This is a genomic window from Kitasatospora sp. NPDC034533 (genome assembly GCF_055575155.1).
Genome location: NZ_JBVITE010000005.1, coordinates 102,824 through 118,363, shown reverse-complemented (window position 1 = coordinate 118,363; position 15,540 = coordinate 102,824). Strand labels below are relative to the sequence as shown.

Below are 15,540 nucleotides of genomic sequence, written 5' to 3'. Positions count from 1 at the left end.
CGTACCCCTCCCCCCCCCCCCCCCCCCCCCCCCCCCCCCCCCCCCCCCCCCCCCCCCCCCGACCCAACCCCCCGGGGCCGCGCGGAGCCGTGGGGGCCGACGCTCAGTCGGCCGTCCCGGACGGGACGACCCACCGCGTGGGCTGGCCGGTGAGGGCCGCGATCATGTCGTAGTCGCCGTCATAGTGCAGGACCGTCACCCCGTGCCGTTCGGCCGTGGCCGCGATCAGCATGTCGGCCATGGAGAGGGCGCGGTGGTTCCCACGGAACATGGCTCGGCGCTGGATGTCCTTGGCCCTGTCCCAGACTTCGTCCGTGCAGGGCAGGTAGTCGAAGCCTCTGAGCAGATGGCCCAGCCGGTCCGCCTCCGCCGCGTTGCGGGCGCTGTGCAGGACCTCCATCTCGACTGCCGCGCTCACCGCCAGCAGCGCGCGCTGGGAGAGGTCGTCGAGGACCGTCCGCACGGTCGGCTTGCCCCACCGCGCCATGGCCGACTTGTCGATCAGATAGCGCTCTCGGGTCACGCCGCCGCCGATGCGCCCGGCTCACCGAGCAGGTCGAACTCCCCGCTCGCGATGGCATCGGCGAGCTCTATCCGCCGCGCCAGCTTCACGGCCTCCAGCAAGGCCGTGTTCACCGTGGCCACCTTCGTGGTCGTGCCGAACAACCGCTGAGCCTCGGCCAGCAGGTCGTCGTCGAGGTCGATCACCGTTCTCGCCACAACCGTCCTCCTTCGCCACCGCAACTAAGAGAACGATATCAGTGCAGCGCCGCTCCTGATATCGAAGAGCCCCGCCCTCCCGGGACGGGAGGGCGGGGCCGCGCGGAGCCGTGGGCCGCGTCAGAGCAGGCCGAAGGCCGGCATCAGGTAGTAGAAGGCGAAGACCGCCGCCACCGCGTACAGCGGGACCGGCACGCTGCGGCCGCGGCCGGCGGCCACCCGCAGCACGCAGAAGGCGACGAAGCCCATGCCGATGCCGTTGGTGATGCTGTAGGTGAACGGCATCAGCACGATGGTCAGGAAGGCCGGGATCGCGATCGTGTAGTCGGCCCAGTCGATCTCCTTGATCGAGTTGGCCAGGATCAGGAATCCGACGGTGATCAGCGCCGGGGTCGCGGCCTGGGCCGGGACCATGGTGGCGAGCGGGGTGAGGAAGAGCGCCACCACGAACAGCAGGCCGGTGACGATCGAGGCGAAGCCCGTCCGGGCGCCCTCGCCGACGCCGGCGGTGGACTCGACGAAGCAGGTGTTGGCGGAGGCCGAGGTGGCGCCGCCGGCCGCGGTGGCGATGCCGTCGACCATCAGCACCTTGTTGATGCCGGGCAGGTCGCCCTTGTCGTCCAGCAGGTGGGCCTCGTCGGCCACGCCGAGGATGGTGCCCATCGCGTCGAAGAAGCACGACATCAGCACGGTGAAGACGAACAGCACGCCGGTCAGCACGCCGACCTTCTCGAAGCCGCCGAACAGGCTGACCTTGCCGATCAGGCCGAAGTCCGGGGCGGCGACCGGGTTGCCCGGCCAGGACGGGACGGTCAGGCCCCACTTGAGCGCCGGGACGTCGGCCACCTTGTCGATGATCGCGGCGAGCGCGGTGGAGGCCGCGATGCTGATCAGGATGGCGCCGGGCACCTTGCGGATCAGCAGGATCAGGGTGAGCACCAGGCCGATCACGAAGATCAGCACCGGGAAGCCGAGCAGGTGCCCGTTGCCGCCGAGCTGGAGCGGGACGGTGGTGTGGGCGGCGTCCGGGATGCGGCTGACGAAGCCGGAGTCGACCAGGCCGACCAGGCTGATGAACAGACCGATACCGATCGCGATGGCCTTGCGCAGGCCGAGCGGGACGGCGTTCATGACCCGCTCGCGCAGACCGGTGGCGACCAGCAGCATGATCGCGAAGCCGGCCAGCACGACCATGCCCATGGCGTCCGGCCAGGTCATCTTGGGGGCGAGCTGGAGCGCCACGATCGTGTTGACGCCGAGACCGGCCGCCAGACCGATCGGGACGTTGCCGATCACGCCCATCAGCAGCGTGGTGAGACCCGCGGTGAGGGCGGTCGCGGTGACCAGCTGGGCACTGTCCAGGTGGGCCCCGGTGATGTCCGTGCCGCTGGCCAGGATGATCGGGTTCAGCACCAGGATGTACGCCATGGTGAAGAAGGTGGCGACACCGCCGCGGATCTCGCGCGGCAGGGTGGAGCCTCGCTCGCTGATCCGGAAGAAGCGGTCGACGGCGCCCGTGGGGGGCTTCGGCGCGGCGTCGGCGGGTTCGGGCGACTCGGTGGTCGGCTGGACCACAGGCATGCGTGCGTCCTCTGTGGGGGAGCTGAGGAGAGGGAGGGGACGCCCGGGGCGGCGCTGGCCGGGCGCAGATCTTTAAGTATGGTTTCCCGATCGCACACGCGCTATCTTCGCGCGTAGAGCCCCCGAGGGGTTGCGACGCCTCCGCGTGCGCCCCCCCCGCACCGTACGCTAGGCCCCATGCCCAAGACGCCACTGCACCCCTCGCCCCCTCCGCTGGAGGCCAACGACGTCGCCATCGTCGGCGGCGGCACGGTGCTGTGGTTCGTCGGTTTCGTCGCCCTGCTCCCCTTCCAGAGCACCCTCTCGGCCCACGGCCACGGCACCTGGCCCTGGATCTGCCTCTCCGGCGGCCTGCTCGGCCTGCTCGGCCTGTGGTACTGCCGCGCCCGGCGGGACGCGATCGCCCGCAGCCGCGCCGCCGAGGCCGCGGGGAACGCCGGAGGCGCGGGGAACGCGGGGGGCACCGGGGGCACGGCCGAACGCACCGCCGAAAGCACGGCCGAGGGAGACGGCCGGAACCCGGCCACCCGGTCGGACTGAATGGTCCTTTAGTAGCACGCATCGGACATAAGGCGCCCGTAGAGTCGGTGCCATGACGCAGCCTGCCCAGCCAGCGGAAGAGCGACCGGCCGACCCGAACCACCCGGACGGAGCACACCCCCCTGGCCCGCCACCCGGCCGGCGCGGCGGCCTGACCGCCGCCGAGGTGGCCGAGCGGGTGGCGAAGGGTCAGGTCAACGACGTCCCGGTGCGCTCCAGCCGGTCCACCAGGGAGATCGTCCGGGCCAACGTCTTCACCCGGTTCAACGCCATCATCGGCGTGATGTTCGGCATCATCCTGATCGTCGGCCCCATCCAGGACGGCCTGTTCGGCCTGGTCATCGTGGCCAACACGGCGATCGGCATCATCCAGGAGCTGCGCGCCAAGAAGACCCTGGACAGCCTGGCCCTGATCGGCGAGGCCCGCCCCCAGGTCCGCCGGGACGGCACCGCCCAGCAGGTCGGCGTCTCCGAGATCGTCCTCGACGACACCGTGCTGCTCGGCATCGGCGACAAGGTGATCGTGGACGGCGAGGTCACCGAGGCGGACGGCCTGGAGATCGACGAGTCGCTGCTCACCGGCGAACCCGACCCGGTCCTCAAGCAGCCCGGCGACCAGGTCATGTCCGGCAGCTTCGTGGTGGCCGGCGCCGGCGCGTTCACCGCCACCAAGGTCGGCCGGGCGGCCTACGCGGCCCAGCTCGCCGAGGAAGCCAGCAAGTTCACCCTGGTGAAGTCGGAGCTGCGCACCGGCATCGACAACATCCTGCGGTTCATCACCTACCTGCTGATCCCCACCGCCCTCGGTCTGATCATCAGCCAGCTGGCCGTCGAGGGCCGGGACTGGCGCGAGGCCGTACGGCGCATGGTGGCCGGCATCGTGCCGATGGTCCCCGAGGGGCTGGTGCTGCTGACCTCGGTCGCCTTCGCGATCGGCGTCGTCCGGCTCGGCCGCAAGCAGTGCCTGGTCCAGGAGCTCCCGGCGATCGAGGGCCTGGCCCGGGTGGACACCGTCTGCCTGGACAAGACCGGCACCCTCACCGAGGGCGGCATGGACGTGATCGACCTGCGGGTGCTCTCGAACGGCGGGCCCGCCACCGTCGACCCGGAGACCGTCAAGCACGCGCTGGCCGTGATGGCCGGCGCCGACGCCCGCCCCAACCCCTCCATGCAGGCGGTCATCGACGCGTACGGGCGCGGCGACTCCAACGGCGGTTCCGACGGCGACTCCACCGGCGCCCCCAACGGCGGTGCCGACGGCGACTCCACCGGCGGCCCGGACGGCTCGCCCACCGACGGCACGCCGAAGAACGGCTGGCGGGTGACCGAGGCGATGCCCTTCTCCTCCGCCCGCAAGTGGAGCGGCGTGCAGCTGCTGGAGCCGCAGGGCGACGAGGCCAGCTGGCTGCTCGGCGCGCCCGACGTCCTGCTGCCCGCCGGGCACCCGGCGCTGGCCGAGGTGGACGAGCTGGGCGCCCAGGGCCTGCGGGTGCTGCTGCTGGGCCGCACCCCCGCCGCGCTGGACGCCGATCCGGCGGCCGACCTCACCCCGCTCGCCCTGGTGGTGCTCCAGCAGCGGCTGCGCTCGGACGCCGCCGAGACCCTGCGGTACTTCGAGGGCCAGCGGGTCCGGGCCAAGGTCATCTCCGGCGACGCGGCGGTCTCGGTCGGCGCGGTCGCCGGCCACCTGGGCCTGCCCGGCGCCGACCACCCGCTGGACGCCCGCACCCTGCCCGCCGACCCGGAGGAGCTCGCCGAGACGGCCGACCGGACCAGCGTCTTCGGCCGGGTCACCCCGCAGCAGAAGCGCCAGCTGGTCGGGGCGCTCCAGTCCCGCGGCCACACCGTGGCGATGACCGGCGACGGCGTCAACGACGTCCTCGCGCTCAAGGACGCCGACATCGGCGTGGCGATGGGCACCGGCTCGGACGCCACCAAGGCGGTGGCCCAGATCGTGCTGCTGAACGACTCCTTCGCCACGCTGCCCTCGGTGGTGGCCGAGGGCCGCCGGGTGATCGGCAACATCGAGCGGGTCGCTTCACTCTTCCTGGTGAAGACCGTCTACTCGGTCCTGCTGGCCCTGCTGGTGATCTTCACCCACTCGCCGTACCCGTTCCTGCCCCGGCACTCCACCGTGCTGTCCTCGCTGACGATCGGCATCCCGGCCTTCTTCCTGGCCCTCGCGCCCAACAACGAGCGGGCGCGCACCGGCTTCGTGAAGCGCGTGCTGCGGATCGCCGTCCCCGGCGGCGCCATCGCCGGCACCGGCACCTTCGTCGCCTACGCGCTCGCCCGCGCCGACCACGCGACCGACCTCAAGGCCGACACCAGCGTGGCCACCCTGACGCTCTTCCTGATCGCCATCTGGGTCCTGGCCATCGTCGCCCGCCCGTACAACTGGTGGCGCCTGCTGCTGATCGGCACCATGGGCGGCGCCTTCGCGCTCGTCCTGCTGGTCCCGCCGCTGAAGGCGTTCTTCGACCTCTCCCTGGTCGGCTTCCGCGACCCGCTGACGGGCGTCGCCATCGCGGTGGTCTGCGGCCTCGCCCTGGAGGTCGTCTGGCGCGTCCTGCGGCGCCGCGGTATGGAGTGACGGGCGCCCCGGCGCGGCGTGACAAGCCACCGCCCGGACCCGATGATGGCCCCCGAGAGGGGGTGCCGCATGGCACGCAGGGGTGGGGACCTGGAGGCGTTCACCGCCTTCCTGGGCGGGCTGCTGGCGACCGGGCTGGCCGCCCTGGCGATGGCGGGCGTCGGCATGGCCGTCCGGCCGACGCCGCCCGCGCTGCGGACCGCCGCACTGGTGACGCTCGGGGCGGTCTGGCTGACCGTCACCATCACCGTCTACCGGCGCCTGCGGGCGCGCCCCCGCTGAACCGGGCGGGTGCGCGCCCCCAGCGCCCAGCGGGTGCGCGCGCTCAGCGCTCAGCGGGTGCCCGCCCGCCACGCTCAGCGCATGCGCCCGCCCGCCGCGCTCAGCCCTCGAAGTCCCGGGCGGCCGACAGCTCGTAGGCGCGGTCCGGCTCGCTGAGCGCCGCCAGCACCTCGAAGCGGCGGTGCCACTGCCCGACCGACCAGGCCAGCCCCGCGGCGAGGCCCTCCGGGGTGGCCGCGTGCAGCAGCCCGGGCACCGGCGGCACCTCGAACTCGTCGTCCTCGTCGCCGGCCTCGGCCAGCTCCGGGTCGTACGGCGGCTCCGGGGTGTCCGCGCCGGGGTCCCAGCGCCAGTCCACCGCCGCCTCGCCGCCGTCCGGCCCGACGACCAGCAGGTCCTCGTGCTCCTCGTACGCGACCGGGCAGCCGGGCAGCAGCTCCCGCACCACGGCCGGGACCCGGTGCAGCACGCCCTCGGAGAGCACCCGGCCGCCCGCCACCTCGCTGGCCAGCGACACGTGCAGCCGCTCGGCCAGGTCGGCGGCCAGCCCCGGGGCGACCGGCAGCAGCGGGTACGGGTGCAGCAGCTGGACCAGGTCGGGGGCGTCCGCGACCACCGCCTCGGTCGCGTCCACCACCACCGTGTGGTCCGGCCGGCGCCCGGTGGCCGGGTCCAGCGGCGGCAGCGCCCGCACCACGTCCAGCGGCTCGATCCGCTCCCGCTCCACCCGGGCCAGCGCGGTGTGAATGCCGTGCAGCTGGCGGTGGCCCACCTCGGCGGCCGGGTCGGTCATCCGGTCCAGCACCTCGTCCGGCCCGTGCGGCTCGGCGAGCAGCGCGGCCAGGGTGGTGCGCACCCCGAGCGCGTGCAGGAACTGCTCGTCCAGGGTGGTGCGGGCCTCGTCGTACAGGCCGCGCAGCAGCGGGTCGGCCCCGGCGGCGCGCAGGCCGGCGGGCTCGCGGCCCGCCAGCACCGGGTGGTCGCGCAGCCACCACGCGGTGTACGGCGGCAGGTCGGCGTACGAGCCGTCCGGCAGCAGGGTGCGCACCGGGTCGACCACGGCCTCCCGGTACGGCGGGCGGGACAGCGCGGCGAGCGCCTGGGGCCAGGCGTCGTCGTCCACCAGGTCGAGGTCGCGCACGGCCAGCAGCTCGGCGGCCACCGGCGGCACGCCGACCGCCTCGTCGGCCTGGAGGGCCTCCAGCGCGTCCTCGGCCCACTCGGCGAGGCCGTCCGGCGCCTCGTCCAGCAGGCCGGTGGGGTGGCCGCCGGCCGCGCGGTCGGCAGGGGCCGTCGGGTCGAGCCGCTCCAGGTCGTCCGGGTCGAGCACCACGTCCTCGGCCCGCACCAGTACGAAGTCCGCCAGCACGCCGACGGCGGCGAGCACCTCCGGCCCCCAGCGCTCCAGCAGTTCGTCGTCCACCCAGCCGGCGTCCTCCTCGCGGGCGAGCGCCGCGAACGGGCTTCCGGGCAGCACGAGTTCGCCCGCGCGGGCGGGCTCGCCCTCGTCGTCGAGCAGCGCCAGCCGGGCCAGCCACGGGTGTGCCCCGGCCTCCACGCCGGCCGCCTTCACCAACGCCAGGACGGCGTCGGCGAGTTCGAGCGCGGCGTCCAGGTCCTCCTCGGCCAGGTCGTAGGAGCGGGCGACGGCGGCCCGCACCTCGGGGGTGTCCAGCACCCCGGCCGGGGTCGCGGTGCCGGCCCCCAGCTTGGCCAGCAGCGGATGGGCGGCCTCGGGGTGGGCCAGCCGCAGGTCGAGCGCGGCGAGCGCGCCCGCGAGCGACTCCGGGTAGCCCGGGAAGGCCGCCCAGTCGGCGTCCTCGGAGGGCAGCAGGACCCGCCGCGGCCCGGTGACCGTCCGCCCGTCGGCGAGCGGTACCGGCAGCGCGCCGAGCGCCTCCGGGTCGGCCGCGCCGAGCGCCGCGTACAGGTTGCGCCACCAGGCGGGCTCGCGGTCCAGGCCGCCGAGCTGGTCCACCACCTCGGCCAGCGGCACCCGGCGCACGTCCAGCACCCGCAGCTCGGTGCGGCGCTCCAGACCGGCCGGCAGCAGCCCGGGGAAGATCGGCGAGAGCGCCTCGACCACCGAGCCGTCCGCGCCCTCCAGCAGCGTCGCGTCCCGGGGCCGCAGCGCGGGCGTGCCCTCCTCGACCGGCGCCGGGTGCGGCAGGAACGGCGTGCCGGGCAGCCGGGAGAGCACCGCGGCGCGCAGCGCGTTGTCCAGCGCGCCCCGGCCCAGCGGGGCGGGCACCAGGCCGAGCGAGCCGAGGTCGGCGCCGCGGGCGCGCAGCAGGTCGGCGTAGGTGTCGGCGGCCCGCTCGGTGAGGAAGTCGGCCAGCGGGCCGGGGGCGACGTGCCGGCGGGTGGAGTCCAGCGGGTAGGAGGCGATCAGCAGCGCGGGCAGGCCGACCGGCTCGTCGCTGGGGGTCGGCGCGTGGAGCACGGAGGCGATGGCGGGCCGCTGCGGGGCGCCGTCCGGGCCGACCGGAACGGCCCAGGTCACCGTCCAGTACGGGCGGGCGCGCTCCTCGGTCGGCCGGTCGGCCAGCAGTTCGGCGTCCAGCCGGCCGGAGGCGCCGGCGGTCTGCCAGAGCGTCTGCCGCGACCGCCCGCCCGCGTCGTCGGTGACGGTCACCTCGGTGACGCCGTCCGGGCGGGGCTCGGCGGCGGAGCGGGTGAGCGTCCGGACGCCGTCCGGGGTCTCCACGACGATCTCGCGCAGACCGGGCAGGGTGAGCAGCAGCGCGTCGTCGATCCCGGCCAGCAGACGGCGGGTCAGGTCCTCGGCGGCGGCGTCCCGCAGCGGCAGCACGACCACCGTGTCGTAGCCCTCCGGCGCCGGGCCCTCGGCCGCGAACGGCAGCCGCAGCAGCGGCACGTGGCCGTCCCGGCGGCGCAGTTCGTCGGCCAGCTCGGGCTGTGCCCCGGCCAGCGCCCGGGCCTCGCCGAGCGACCAGCGCACCCCGCCGGCCGCGCCCAGCACGGCGGGCGCGTCGGTGACCGCGAGGACGGCGGCGAAGCCGACCCCGAACCGGCCGACGGCGGGCTCCTCGCCGCGCTTGGAGGAGGCGCGCAGGGTGGACAGCGACTCGACGGCGGCCGCGTCCAGCGGGGCGCCGGTGTTGGCGGCGGCGAGGACGCCGTCGGCGAGGGTCAGCCGCAGCCGGCCGGCGCCGAGACCGGCCCGGACCGCGGCGTCGGCCGCGTTCTGGGCCAACTCGACCACCAGGCGGTCGCGGTAGCCGCCGAGCGCCAGTTCCTCCTCGGCGTTGGCATCCTCCCGGAACCGGGCCGGCGAGGCGGCCCAGGCGTCCAGCACCCGCCGGCGCAGCGCGGCGGTCCCGAAGGGGTCCGCGAGGTGCTCGTCCGTGCCGCTGCCGATGATCCGAGGTTCCACTGGACCTGCCGCCTTCCGCCGCCCTGTTCGTCGTAAGGCATTCTTCCCTGCCCCACTGACTGCTCCCGACCACCGGCTCCGCCGCGGGCGGTCCCCCGGACGGCCGGGGCCGCCCGACGGGCCGTCCGGAGCCGCCCCCCGACAGCAGCGCGGCCCGCGCCGGTCGGTCACCGGGCGGGCCGCGAAGGCGGGGGGCTCAGGAGTGGCCGAGCTCCTCGGCCGGCGCGTCGGGCTCGACGGAGCCCGAGCTGCGGTCGGGGTGCAGCGGGAGCGGCTCGACCACCAGCTCGTCCAGGATCAGCTCGGACGGCGCCGGCGGAGCCGGGATGACGGCCGCCTCGGAGTGCCCGCCGCAGCCGTACGCGTAGGAGACGACCTGGCCGTCGGCCGGGCCGAACTCGTTGCCGCACACGCCGAAGGCCTGTCCGAGCGAGCCGCCGATCGGGATCAGGAAGCCGCAGCTCGCGCACGAGGCCGGGGCGGCCTGGGCCATCGCGGTCTGCGCGCCGTGGGCCTTCTCCCAGCGGTCGGCGGCCAGGTGCAGGCCCAGCCGGGAGAGCACCCGGCTGCGGCCGAGGCCCAGCTCCTCGGCGACGGCGTTGATCCGGGCGCGGGCCGGGGCGGGCTGGATGTGGGGGTCGGTGACGACCAGGTCCTCGTCGTCCGCCAGGGCGACCGCGGAGTTCGGCGCGGGCTCGTCCTCGCCGCTCCAGCCGGGCTCCAGCCGCAGGTCGTCGGCGCCGGTGGGCAGCAGGTCGCCGGGGCCCATGTCGCCGGGGCGCAGCCGCTCGCTCCACGGCACCCACTGGGGCGCGAGGATCGCGTCGGCGCCGGGCAGCAGCACGACCTCGTCCAGGGTGACGTTCTTGGCGCGCGGCGCGCGGGCGACGGTGACCGCCCAGTGCCAGCCCCGGTACGCCGCGTCCAGGCACTCGAAGGTGTGGGTGACGACGCGGTCGGCGTCCGCCTGGACACCGAGGTGCGGACCGACGGCCTCCGCTCCGACGGCCTCCTCGGCTGCCAGACGGGCGAGTTCGACGGCCTCGGCACAGAGCCGGTCGGGGGTACGGCTTCGCATCGCAGCGCTCACGGCGTCGATTCTCTCCCAGTTCTTCTGTCGCCCACGGCGTGTTGCCTGTTCCGTCGCGGCTTGGTAGTCCCTCGTCCATTCTGCGCGACCGGGAGCCCCCTCGGGTACCGGCCGCGCCGCTCGACCGGCCTGCCGGCGCCCCGGCGCCCCGGCGGGTCGACCCTGGGCAGGCTACCCGCCGGTCGGGGCCCCGGCACAGTCCGGGGCGGAGACGGCCCGTCCGGGGGCCGCGCCGAGCGGAGTCCGATCCCGCGTCGGTTCGGCGTTTCTGGGGCAGGATGGGCTTGTGGCGGACCACGACCCGTCGCAGCACGCACTGCGCGCCCCGCAGGCCGGCGGCGGCCCCGACCAGGCGGATGCCGTGCCGCGACAGCAGCCTCCGGTCCCCGGCGCGGGCGAACCGCCGCCGGCGGACGGCTCCGAGGCGTCCGCCGCCCCCGTCGACCCCTCCCGCGGCCTCGCCGCCGGCCACCACACCGGTCTCCCCGTCGACCTCTCCAAGACTCCCGGGGGCCCCGACCACGGCCCGGCGCAGCCGACCGGGCCCGGGACCGGGACAGTGGCCGGGGCAGAAGCCGGGCCGGAAGCCGAGGAGGAGGCCGAGACCCCGGAGCCGCGCCGCCACTTCCTGGTCCGCACCGCCTCCGCCGCCGGCTCCCGCACCGGCAAGCTGGTGCACGGCACCGGCCGCCGGATCCGCCGGGCCACCTCCGCCGAGGGCGCGGGCGAGTCGGGCCTGGCGAAGCTGATCGAGCTGCACGCGCTCAACTCCTTCGGCGACATGCTGATCACCGTCGCGCTGGCCTCCACCATCTTCTTCTCGGTGCCCACCGGCGAGGCCCGCGGCCGGGTCGCGCTCTACCTGCTGATCACGATGGCCCCGTTCGCCCTTCTGGCCCCGGTGGTCGGCCCGCTGCTGGACCGCCTGCCGCACGGCCGCCGGGCGGCCATGGCGATGGCGATGCTGGCCCGGGCCGTCCTGGCCTGGACGATGGCCGGGGTGATCGCCGGCGGCGGCATCGCGCTCTACCCGGAGGCGCTCGGCGTGCTGGTGGCCTCCAAGGCGTACGGCGTGGTGCGCAGCGTGGTGGTGCCCCGGCTGCTGCCGAGCCGGCTGTCGCTGGTGAAGGCGAACTCCCGGGTCACCCTGGCCGGGCTGCTGGCCACCGGCGTGGCGGCCGGGGTGGGCGGGCTGCTGCACCTGCTCGGGCCGGGCTGGCCGCTGCGCGGCGCCTTCCTGGTGTTCGTGATCGGCACCCTGATGGCGTTCCACCTGCCGCCCGCGGTGGACTCGGCCAAGGGCGAGCAGCGGGCCGTCCTGCACGCCGAGGGGCCCGGCGAGGGCCCGCACCCGGTGCCCGACCTGCCGCCGCCGGTCAAGGCCCCGCTGCGCGCGGTCGGCCCGTCGGTGATCCTGGCGCTGCGGGCGATGTCGGCGATGAGGTGGCTGGTCGGCTTCCTGGTGATGTTCCTGGCCTTCCTGCTGCGCGAGGAGCCGATCGGCGGGCTCCAGCCGACGGTGGCGCTGGGCCTGGTGGCGGTGGCGGCCGGGACGGGCAACGCGCTGGGGTCGGTGCTGGGCTCCTGGCTGCGCACCCGGGGGCCGGAGACGACGGTCGCCGCGATGCTGCTGCTGGCGACCTGTGTGACGGGCGCGGCGGCGCTCTGGTACGGCGTGGTGACGGTGGTCCTGGTGGCCGCGGTGGCCGGGATGGCGGCCTCGCTGGGCAAGCTGGCGCTGGACGCGCTGATCCAGCGGGACGTCCCGGAGTCGGTGCGGACCTCGGCGTTCGCCCGGTCGGAGACCCTGATGCAGCTGTCCTGGGTGGCGGGCGGCGCGGTCGGCATCCTGCTGCCGCTGAACGGGAAGCTGGGCCTGTCGATCGCCGCCGGGGTGGTCGCCCTGGTGCTGCTGTGGACGCTCCGCTCACTCCACCGGGTGGGCCTGCGGCGGCACCAGGCGGCGCCGAAGGTCGCCTGAGCGCCCGGTGCGTCAACACGCGGTGGCCGACCCCCGCGTCGCGTGATCGGCCAGGCCCGGTAGATTCTGACGCATGAGCCTCAATACCCGTGCCATCGCCGCCCTCGGCGCCGTCGTCGTGGTCGGCGCCGCCACGGTGGGCACCTCCGTCGCCATCGCCGCCGGCCAGACCGAGCACACGTCCCACCGTGCCACCCTCACGGTCGGCAACTCCTCGATCGCCGCGGACCCGCTGTGCTGGAACGCCGGCAGCCCGCTCACCGAGGAGCAGCAGGAGAAGTGCCAGGAGGCGGCGACCACGGCGCTGAAGGACGGCACGCTGCCCTCCTCCGACGTCCGGGGCAGCGACCGGGTCGGCGTCGGCGTCTCGCCGAACGTGGCCGACACCGGCTGGTGGGCCTTCACCAACGGCGGCTCGGCCAACCAGGGCGGGCGCTACAGCCTGTTCTCGGCGTCCAAGGGCCAGACCTGGTCCGGCGCCCAGGCCGCGGGCAAGCTGCTGAACTCCAGCGGCAAGACCGTGGTCACCGTGGTCGAGGGCGACCCGAACGCGGAGGCCCCGATCGCCGTCTGGTACTTCCAGCTGAACAGCAAGGACAACAGCTGACGGTCCCGCGATGACCGCGCACGCCGTCGCCGACGGCCAGGACGGGCAGCCGGGCCCCGCACGGGCCCGGCTGCTCGTCGTCGTCGCGGTGGAGGCCGAGGCCGGGGCCGTGCTGCGCGGCCTGCCCGGCGGGTCCGCCGCGCTGCCGCTGCCCGGCGGCACGCTGCACCGGGCCGAGCGGGTGCCGGTGGACGTGCTGGCCGCCGGGGTCGGCCCGGCCGCCGCCGCCGCCGCCGCGTCCGCCGCGCTGGCGGCCCGTCCGTACGCGCTGGCGGTCTCGGCCGGGATCGCCGGCGGTTTCGCCCCCGTCGCCCCGGTCGGTGCCACCGTGCTGGCCGACGCGATCGTGGCCGCGGACCTCGGCGCCGAGACCCCCGAGGGCTTCGCCGACGTCACCGAGCTGGGCTTCGGCACCGCCCGGCACACCCCTCCGGCGGACGCCGTCGCCCTGGTGGCGCGGGCGCTGGACGGCCCGGGCCTCGCCGTGGGCCCGGTGCTGACCGTCTCCACCGTCACCGGCAGCGCCGAGCGGGCCGCCGCGCTGACCGCCCGCCACCCGGGCGCCGCCGCCGAGGCGATGGAGGGCTTCGGCGTGGCCGAGGCCGCCGCCCGGTACGGCGTGCCCGCCCTCGAACTGCGCACCGTGTCCAATCCGGTGGGCCCACGCGACCGGGCCGCCTGGCGGATCGGCGAGGCGCTGGCCGCCCTGGAGCGGGCCTTCGCCGCGCTGCCCGTCCACGAACTCGCCGCCCGCCCACGAACCCCCGAGGAGGCCGGCCGTGGCTGAACGGCTGAGCATCGCGTACTCGCCCTGCCCGAACGACACCTTCGTCTTCCACGCCTGGGCGCACGGCCTGGTGCCCGGCGCGGACGCCCCCGAGGTGACCTTCGCCGACATCGACGTCACCAACGGGCTGGCCGAGCGCGGCGAGCTGGACGTGCTGAAGATCAGCTACGGCGCACTGCCCTGGGTCCTGGAGGAGTACACCCTGCTGCCCTGCGGCGGCGCGCTGGGCCGCGGCTGCGGCCCGCTGGTGCTCACCCTCCCGGGCGTGGACTCCCCCGCCGAGCTGGCCGGGAAGACCGTCGCGGTGCCCTCCGAGCGCTCCACCGCCTACCTGCTGTTCCGGCTCTGGGCGGCGAAGGCCGTGCCGGGCGGCTTCGGCGAGATCGTCGTCCTGCCGTTCCACGAGATCATGCCCGCCGTCCGGGACGGCCGGGTGGACGCCGGCCTGGTGATCCACGAGGCCCGCTTCACGTACCGGCAGTACGGCCTGCACAGCCTGGCCGACATGGGCGAGGCCTGGGAGCGGGAGACCGGCCTGCCGATCCCGCTGGGCGCGATCGTCGCCAAGCGCTCGCTCGGCGCCGAGCGGCTGCGGGCGCTCGCCGACGCCGTCCGCGCCTCCGTCCGGCTGGCCTGGGCGGACCCGGCGGCCAGCCGTGACTACGTGCTGGCGCACGCCCAGGAGATGGACCTGGACGTGGCCGAGCAGCACATCGCGCTGTACGTCACCGAGTTCTCCGAGGACCTCGGCGAGGAGGGCTACGAGGCCGTCCGCGCGCTGCTCACCCGGGCCGCCGCGGAGGGGCTGGTGCCTCCGCTCGACCCGGGTGCGCTCGCGTTCGGTTAGGCCGCGCCCCGCTCAGACGTCGAACTGGTCCGCCACCGCGCGCAGCAGGCCGGCCAGCTTCTGGCCGGTCGGCTTGGCGGGGTAGCGCCCGCGCTGGAGGCCGGGCAGCACCGAGTCCAGCGTGGTGATCAGGTCCTGGACGATCGGCGCCATGTCGTCGGCGCTGCGGCGCTGGGCGGCGGCGACCGAGGGCAGCGCGTCCAGCAGCTGCACGGCCATCGCCTGGTCGCCGCGGTGGCCGGCGACCACGCCGAACTCGACCCGCTGGCCCGGCTTCAGCGCGGTGACACCGGCGGGCAGCGCCTTGGTGTGGACGAAGACGTCGCCGCCGTCGTCGCGCGACAGGAAGCCGAAGCCCTTCGTCTCGTTGAACCACTTGACCTGGCCGGTGGGCATCTCGAACAGTCCTCGAATGGGTGTGAGGGATCCCGGCCCTGGCCGGGGATCACTGGGTGGTGGGGAGCAGGCGGCCGACCTCGGCTCGGCGCCCGTGGGCGCTCATGGTCAGCACGCTGTCAGGAGCAGACTAACGGTCCGTCACTGCCTCATCGGCGTTCCGCGAGCGGTACGCGCCCCGAGGCCCGATCCGGGTGGCGGGGAACGCGGGATCTCGCGGTCACGGGCAACCCGGTACTGGCACGGCCAGGACGCGGCTCCACGCGGTCCATCGGCTCACACCCCCCGGGTTCGCGGACACGGGACGCCCCTGCAGCGCCCCTCGGCACCCCGTGCATACCCCCGCCCAGCAGGGATCAAAACGTTCAGCTGCCGGGAAACTGCGCAACGTGACCGGCCCGCTCCGGTGGGCGCCCCCGGTGGGCGCTCTGCCAGACTGGGGGGAGTCCCGACCGGCCCGGAGGAGTGAACAGACGTGAGCAGCCAGAGCGCCGACCCCGGCGACGTGTACGTCAAGGCCGGGGTGATCGTCTTCGGTCTCGGCGCGCTCGCCACCCTGGTCACCTTCGTCCCGCTGTTCCTGCACCTGACGCCGCTGCCGACGGCCGCCTACTGGCTGAGCATGCTGATGCCGGCCGGCTTCCTGGCCGCGCTGACCGGGCTGCTGCGCAACGCGCGGGCCCAGCGCCGCCGGGTCGGGGCCGCCGGCTCCTGAGGCC

14 protein-coding genes are annotated in these 15,540 nt (G+C 75.3%); 8 read left to right on the top strand and 6 right to left on the bottom strand.

Features of this window, described 5'->3' with window-relative positions; all coding sequences use genetic code 11:
- Positions 1-103: 103 nt before the first annotated feature.
- The 3 genes from ACZ55U_RS05845 to ACZ55U_RS05835 form a co-directional block, all read right to left on the bottom strand.
- Positions 104-523: a PIN domain-containing protein gene (locus ACZ55U_RS05845; RefSeq protein WP_465522828.1), complete on the bottom strand. Its 420-nt coding sequence runs from the start codon at positions 521-523 to the stop codon at positions 104-106.
- Positions 520-720, bottom strand: coding sequence for a type II toxin-antitoxin system VapB family antitoxin (locus tag ACZ55U_RS05840; protein WP_465522826.1), 201 nt, complete (start codon positions 718-720; stop codon positions 520-522). Before ACZ55U_RS05840 ends, ACZ55U_RS05845 begins: the two co-directional genes overlap by 4 nt.
- Positions 721-840: 120 nt before the next feature.
- Complete coding sequence (locus ACZ55U_RS05835; RefSeq protein ID WP_465522824.1) at positions 841-2,301, bottom strand: NCS2 family permease; 1,461 nt, start codon at positions 2,299-2,301, stop codon at positions 841-843.
- A gap of 177 nt (positions 2,302-2,478) precedes the next feature.
- Here ACZ55U_RS05835 and ACZ55U_RS05830 point away from each other — a divergent pair, with 177 nt between their 5' ends.
- The 3 genes from ACZ55U_RS05830 (at position 2,479) to ACZ55U_RS05820 (ending at position 5,716) form a co-directional block, all read left to right on the top strand.
- A complete protein-coding gene (locus tag ACZ55U_RS05830; RefSeq protein WP_465522822.1) occupies positions 2,479-2,841 on the top strand; it encodes a DUF2530 domain-containing protein in 363 nt (120 codons plus the stop codon).
- Between the two features lie 52 nt (positions 2,842-2,893).
- A complete protein-coding gene (locus tag ACZ55U_RS05825; protein WP_465522820.1) occupies positions 2,894-5,434 on the top strand; it encodes an HAD-IC family P-type ATPase in 2,541 nt (846 codons plus the stop codon).
- A 69-nt stretch (positions 5,435-5,503) separates the two neighbouring features.
- A complete protein-coding gene (locus ACZ55U_RS05820) occupies positions 5,504-5,716 on the top strand; it encodes a hypothetical protein (protein ID WP_465522818.1) in 213 nt (70 codons plus the stop codon).
- Between the two features lie 100 nt (positions 5,717-5,816).
- On the opposite strand, the gene ACZ55U_RS05815 is transcribed toward ACZ55U_RS05820, so the two are convergent.
- Positions 5,817-9,113: a sacsin N-terminal ATP-binding-like domain-containing protein gene (locus tag ACZ55U_RS05815; protein WP_465522816.1), complete on the bottom strand. Its 3,297-nt coding sequence runs from the start codon at positions 9,111-9,113 to the stop codon at positions 5,817-5,819.
- A 196-nt stretch (positions 9,114-9,309) separates the two neighbouring features.
- Positions 9,310-10,191, bottom strand: coding sequence for a DUF3027 domain-containing protein (locus tag ACZ55U_RS05810; RefSeq protein ID WP_465522996.1), 882 nt, complete (start codon positions 10,189-10,191; stop codon positions 9,310-9,312).
- Positions 10,192-10,831: 640 nt separating this feature from the next.
- Here ACZ55U_RS05810 and ACZ55U_RS05805 point away from each other — a divergent pair.
- The 4 genes from ACZ55U_RS05805 (at position 10,832) to ACZ55U_RS05790 (ending at position 14,425) form a co-directional block, all read left to right on the top strand.
- Complete coding sequence (locus ACZ55U_RS05805; RefSeq protein ID WP_465522994.1) at positions 10,832-12,184, top strand: MFS transporter; 1,353 nt, start codon at positions 10,832-10,834, stop codon at positions 12,182-12,184.
- A gap of 73 nt (positions 12,185-12,257) precedes the next feature.
- Entirely contained in the window at positions 12,258-12,791 is a 534-nt protein-coding gene (locus tag ACZ55U_RS05800; RefSeq protein WP_465522814.1) for a hypothetical protein, read from the top strand.
- 10 nt (positions 12,792-12,801) lie between these two features.
- On the top strand, positions 12,802-13,578 hold the full coding sequence (locus ACZ55U_RS05795) for a futalosine hydrolase (protein ID WP_465522812.1): 777 nt from the start codon (positions 12,802-12,804) through the stop codon (positions 13,576-13,578).
- On the top strand, positions 13,571-14,425 hold the full coding sequence (locus ACZ55U_RS05790; protein WP_465522810.1) for a 1,4-dihydroxy-6-naphthoate synthase: 855 nt from the start codon (positions 13,571-13,573) through the stop codon (positions 14,423-14,425). Before ACZ55U_RS05795 ends, ACZ55U_RS05790 begins: the two co-directional genes overlap by 8 nt.
- Before the next feature lie 12 nt (positions 14,426-14,437).
- On the opposite strand, the gene ACZ55U_RS05785 is transcribed toward ACZ55U_RS05790, so the two are convergent.
- Entirely contained in the window at positions 14,438-14,821 is a 384-nt protein-coding gene (locus tag ACZ55U_RS05785; protein ID WP_465522808.1) for a cold-shock protein, read from the bottom strand.
- Between the two features lie 475 nt (positions 14,822-15,296).
- Here ACZ55U_RS05785 and ACZ55U_RS05780 point away from each other — a divergent pair, with 475 nt between their 5' ends.
- A complete protein-coding gene (locus ACZ55U_RS05780) occupies positions 15,297-15,536 on the top strand; it encodes a hypothetical protein (protein ID WP_465522806.1) in 240 nt (79 codons plus the stop codon).
- The last annotated feature ends 4 nt before the right edge of the window (positions 15,537-15,540 follow it).

Excerpts from the sequence above, each read along its gene's own strand:
- ACZ55U_RS05835 (WP_465522824.1), bottom strand. The coding sequence starts at position 2,301 with ATGCCTGTGGTCCAGCCGACCACCGAGTCGCCCGAACCCGCCGACGCC.
- ACZ55U_RS05830 (WP_465522822.1), top strand. The coding sequence starts at position 2,479 with ATGCCCAAGACGCCACTGCACCCCTCGCCCCCTCCGCTGGAGGCCAAC.
- ACZ55U_RS05825 (WP_465522820.1), top strand. The coding sequence starts at position 2,894 with ATGACGCAGCCTGCCCAGCCAGCGGAAGAGCGACCGGCCGACCCGAAC.
- ACZ55U_RS05820 (WP_465522818.1), top strand. The coding sequence starts at position 5,504 with ATGGCACGCAGGGGTGGGGACCTGGAGGCGTTCACCGCCTTCCTGGGC.
- ACZ55U_RS05810 (WP_465522996.1), bottom strand. The coding sequence starts at position 10,191 with ATGCGAAGCCGTACCCCCGACCGGCTCTGTGCCGAGGCCGTCGAACTC.
- ACZ55U_RS05800 (WP_465522814.1), top strand. The coding sequence starts at position 12,258 with ATGAGCCTCAATACCCGTGCCATCGCCGCCCTCGGCGCCGTCGTCGTG.
- ACZ55U_RS05795 (WP_465522812.1), top strand. The coding sequence starts at position 12,802 with ATGACCGCGCACGCCGTCGCCGACGGCCAGGACGGGCAGCCGGGCCCC.
- ACZ55U_RS05785 (WP_465522808.1), bottom strand. The coding sequence starts at position 14,821 with ATGCCCACCGGCCAGGTCAAGTGGTTCAACGAGACGAAGGGCTTCGGC.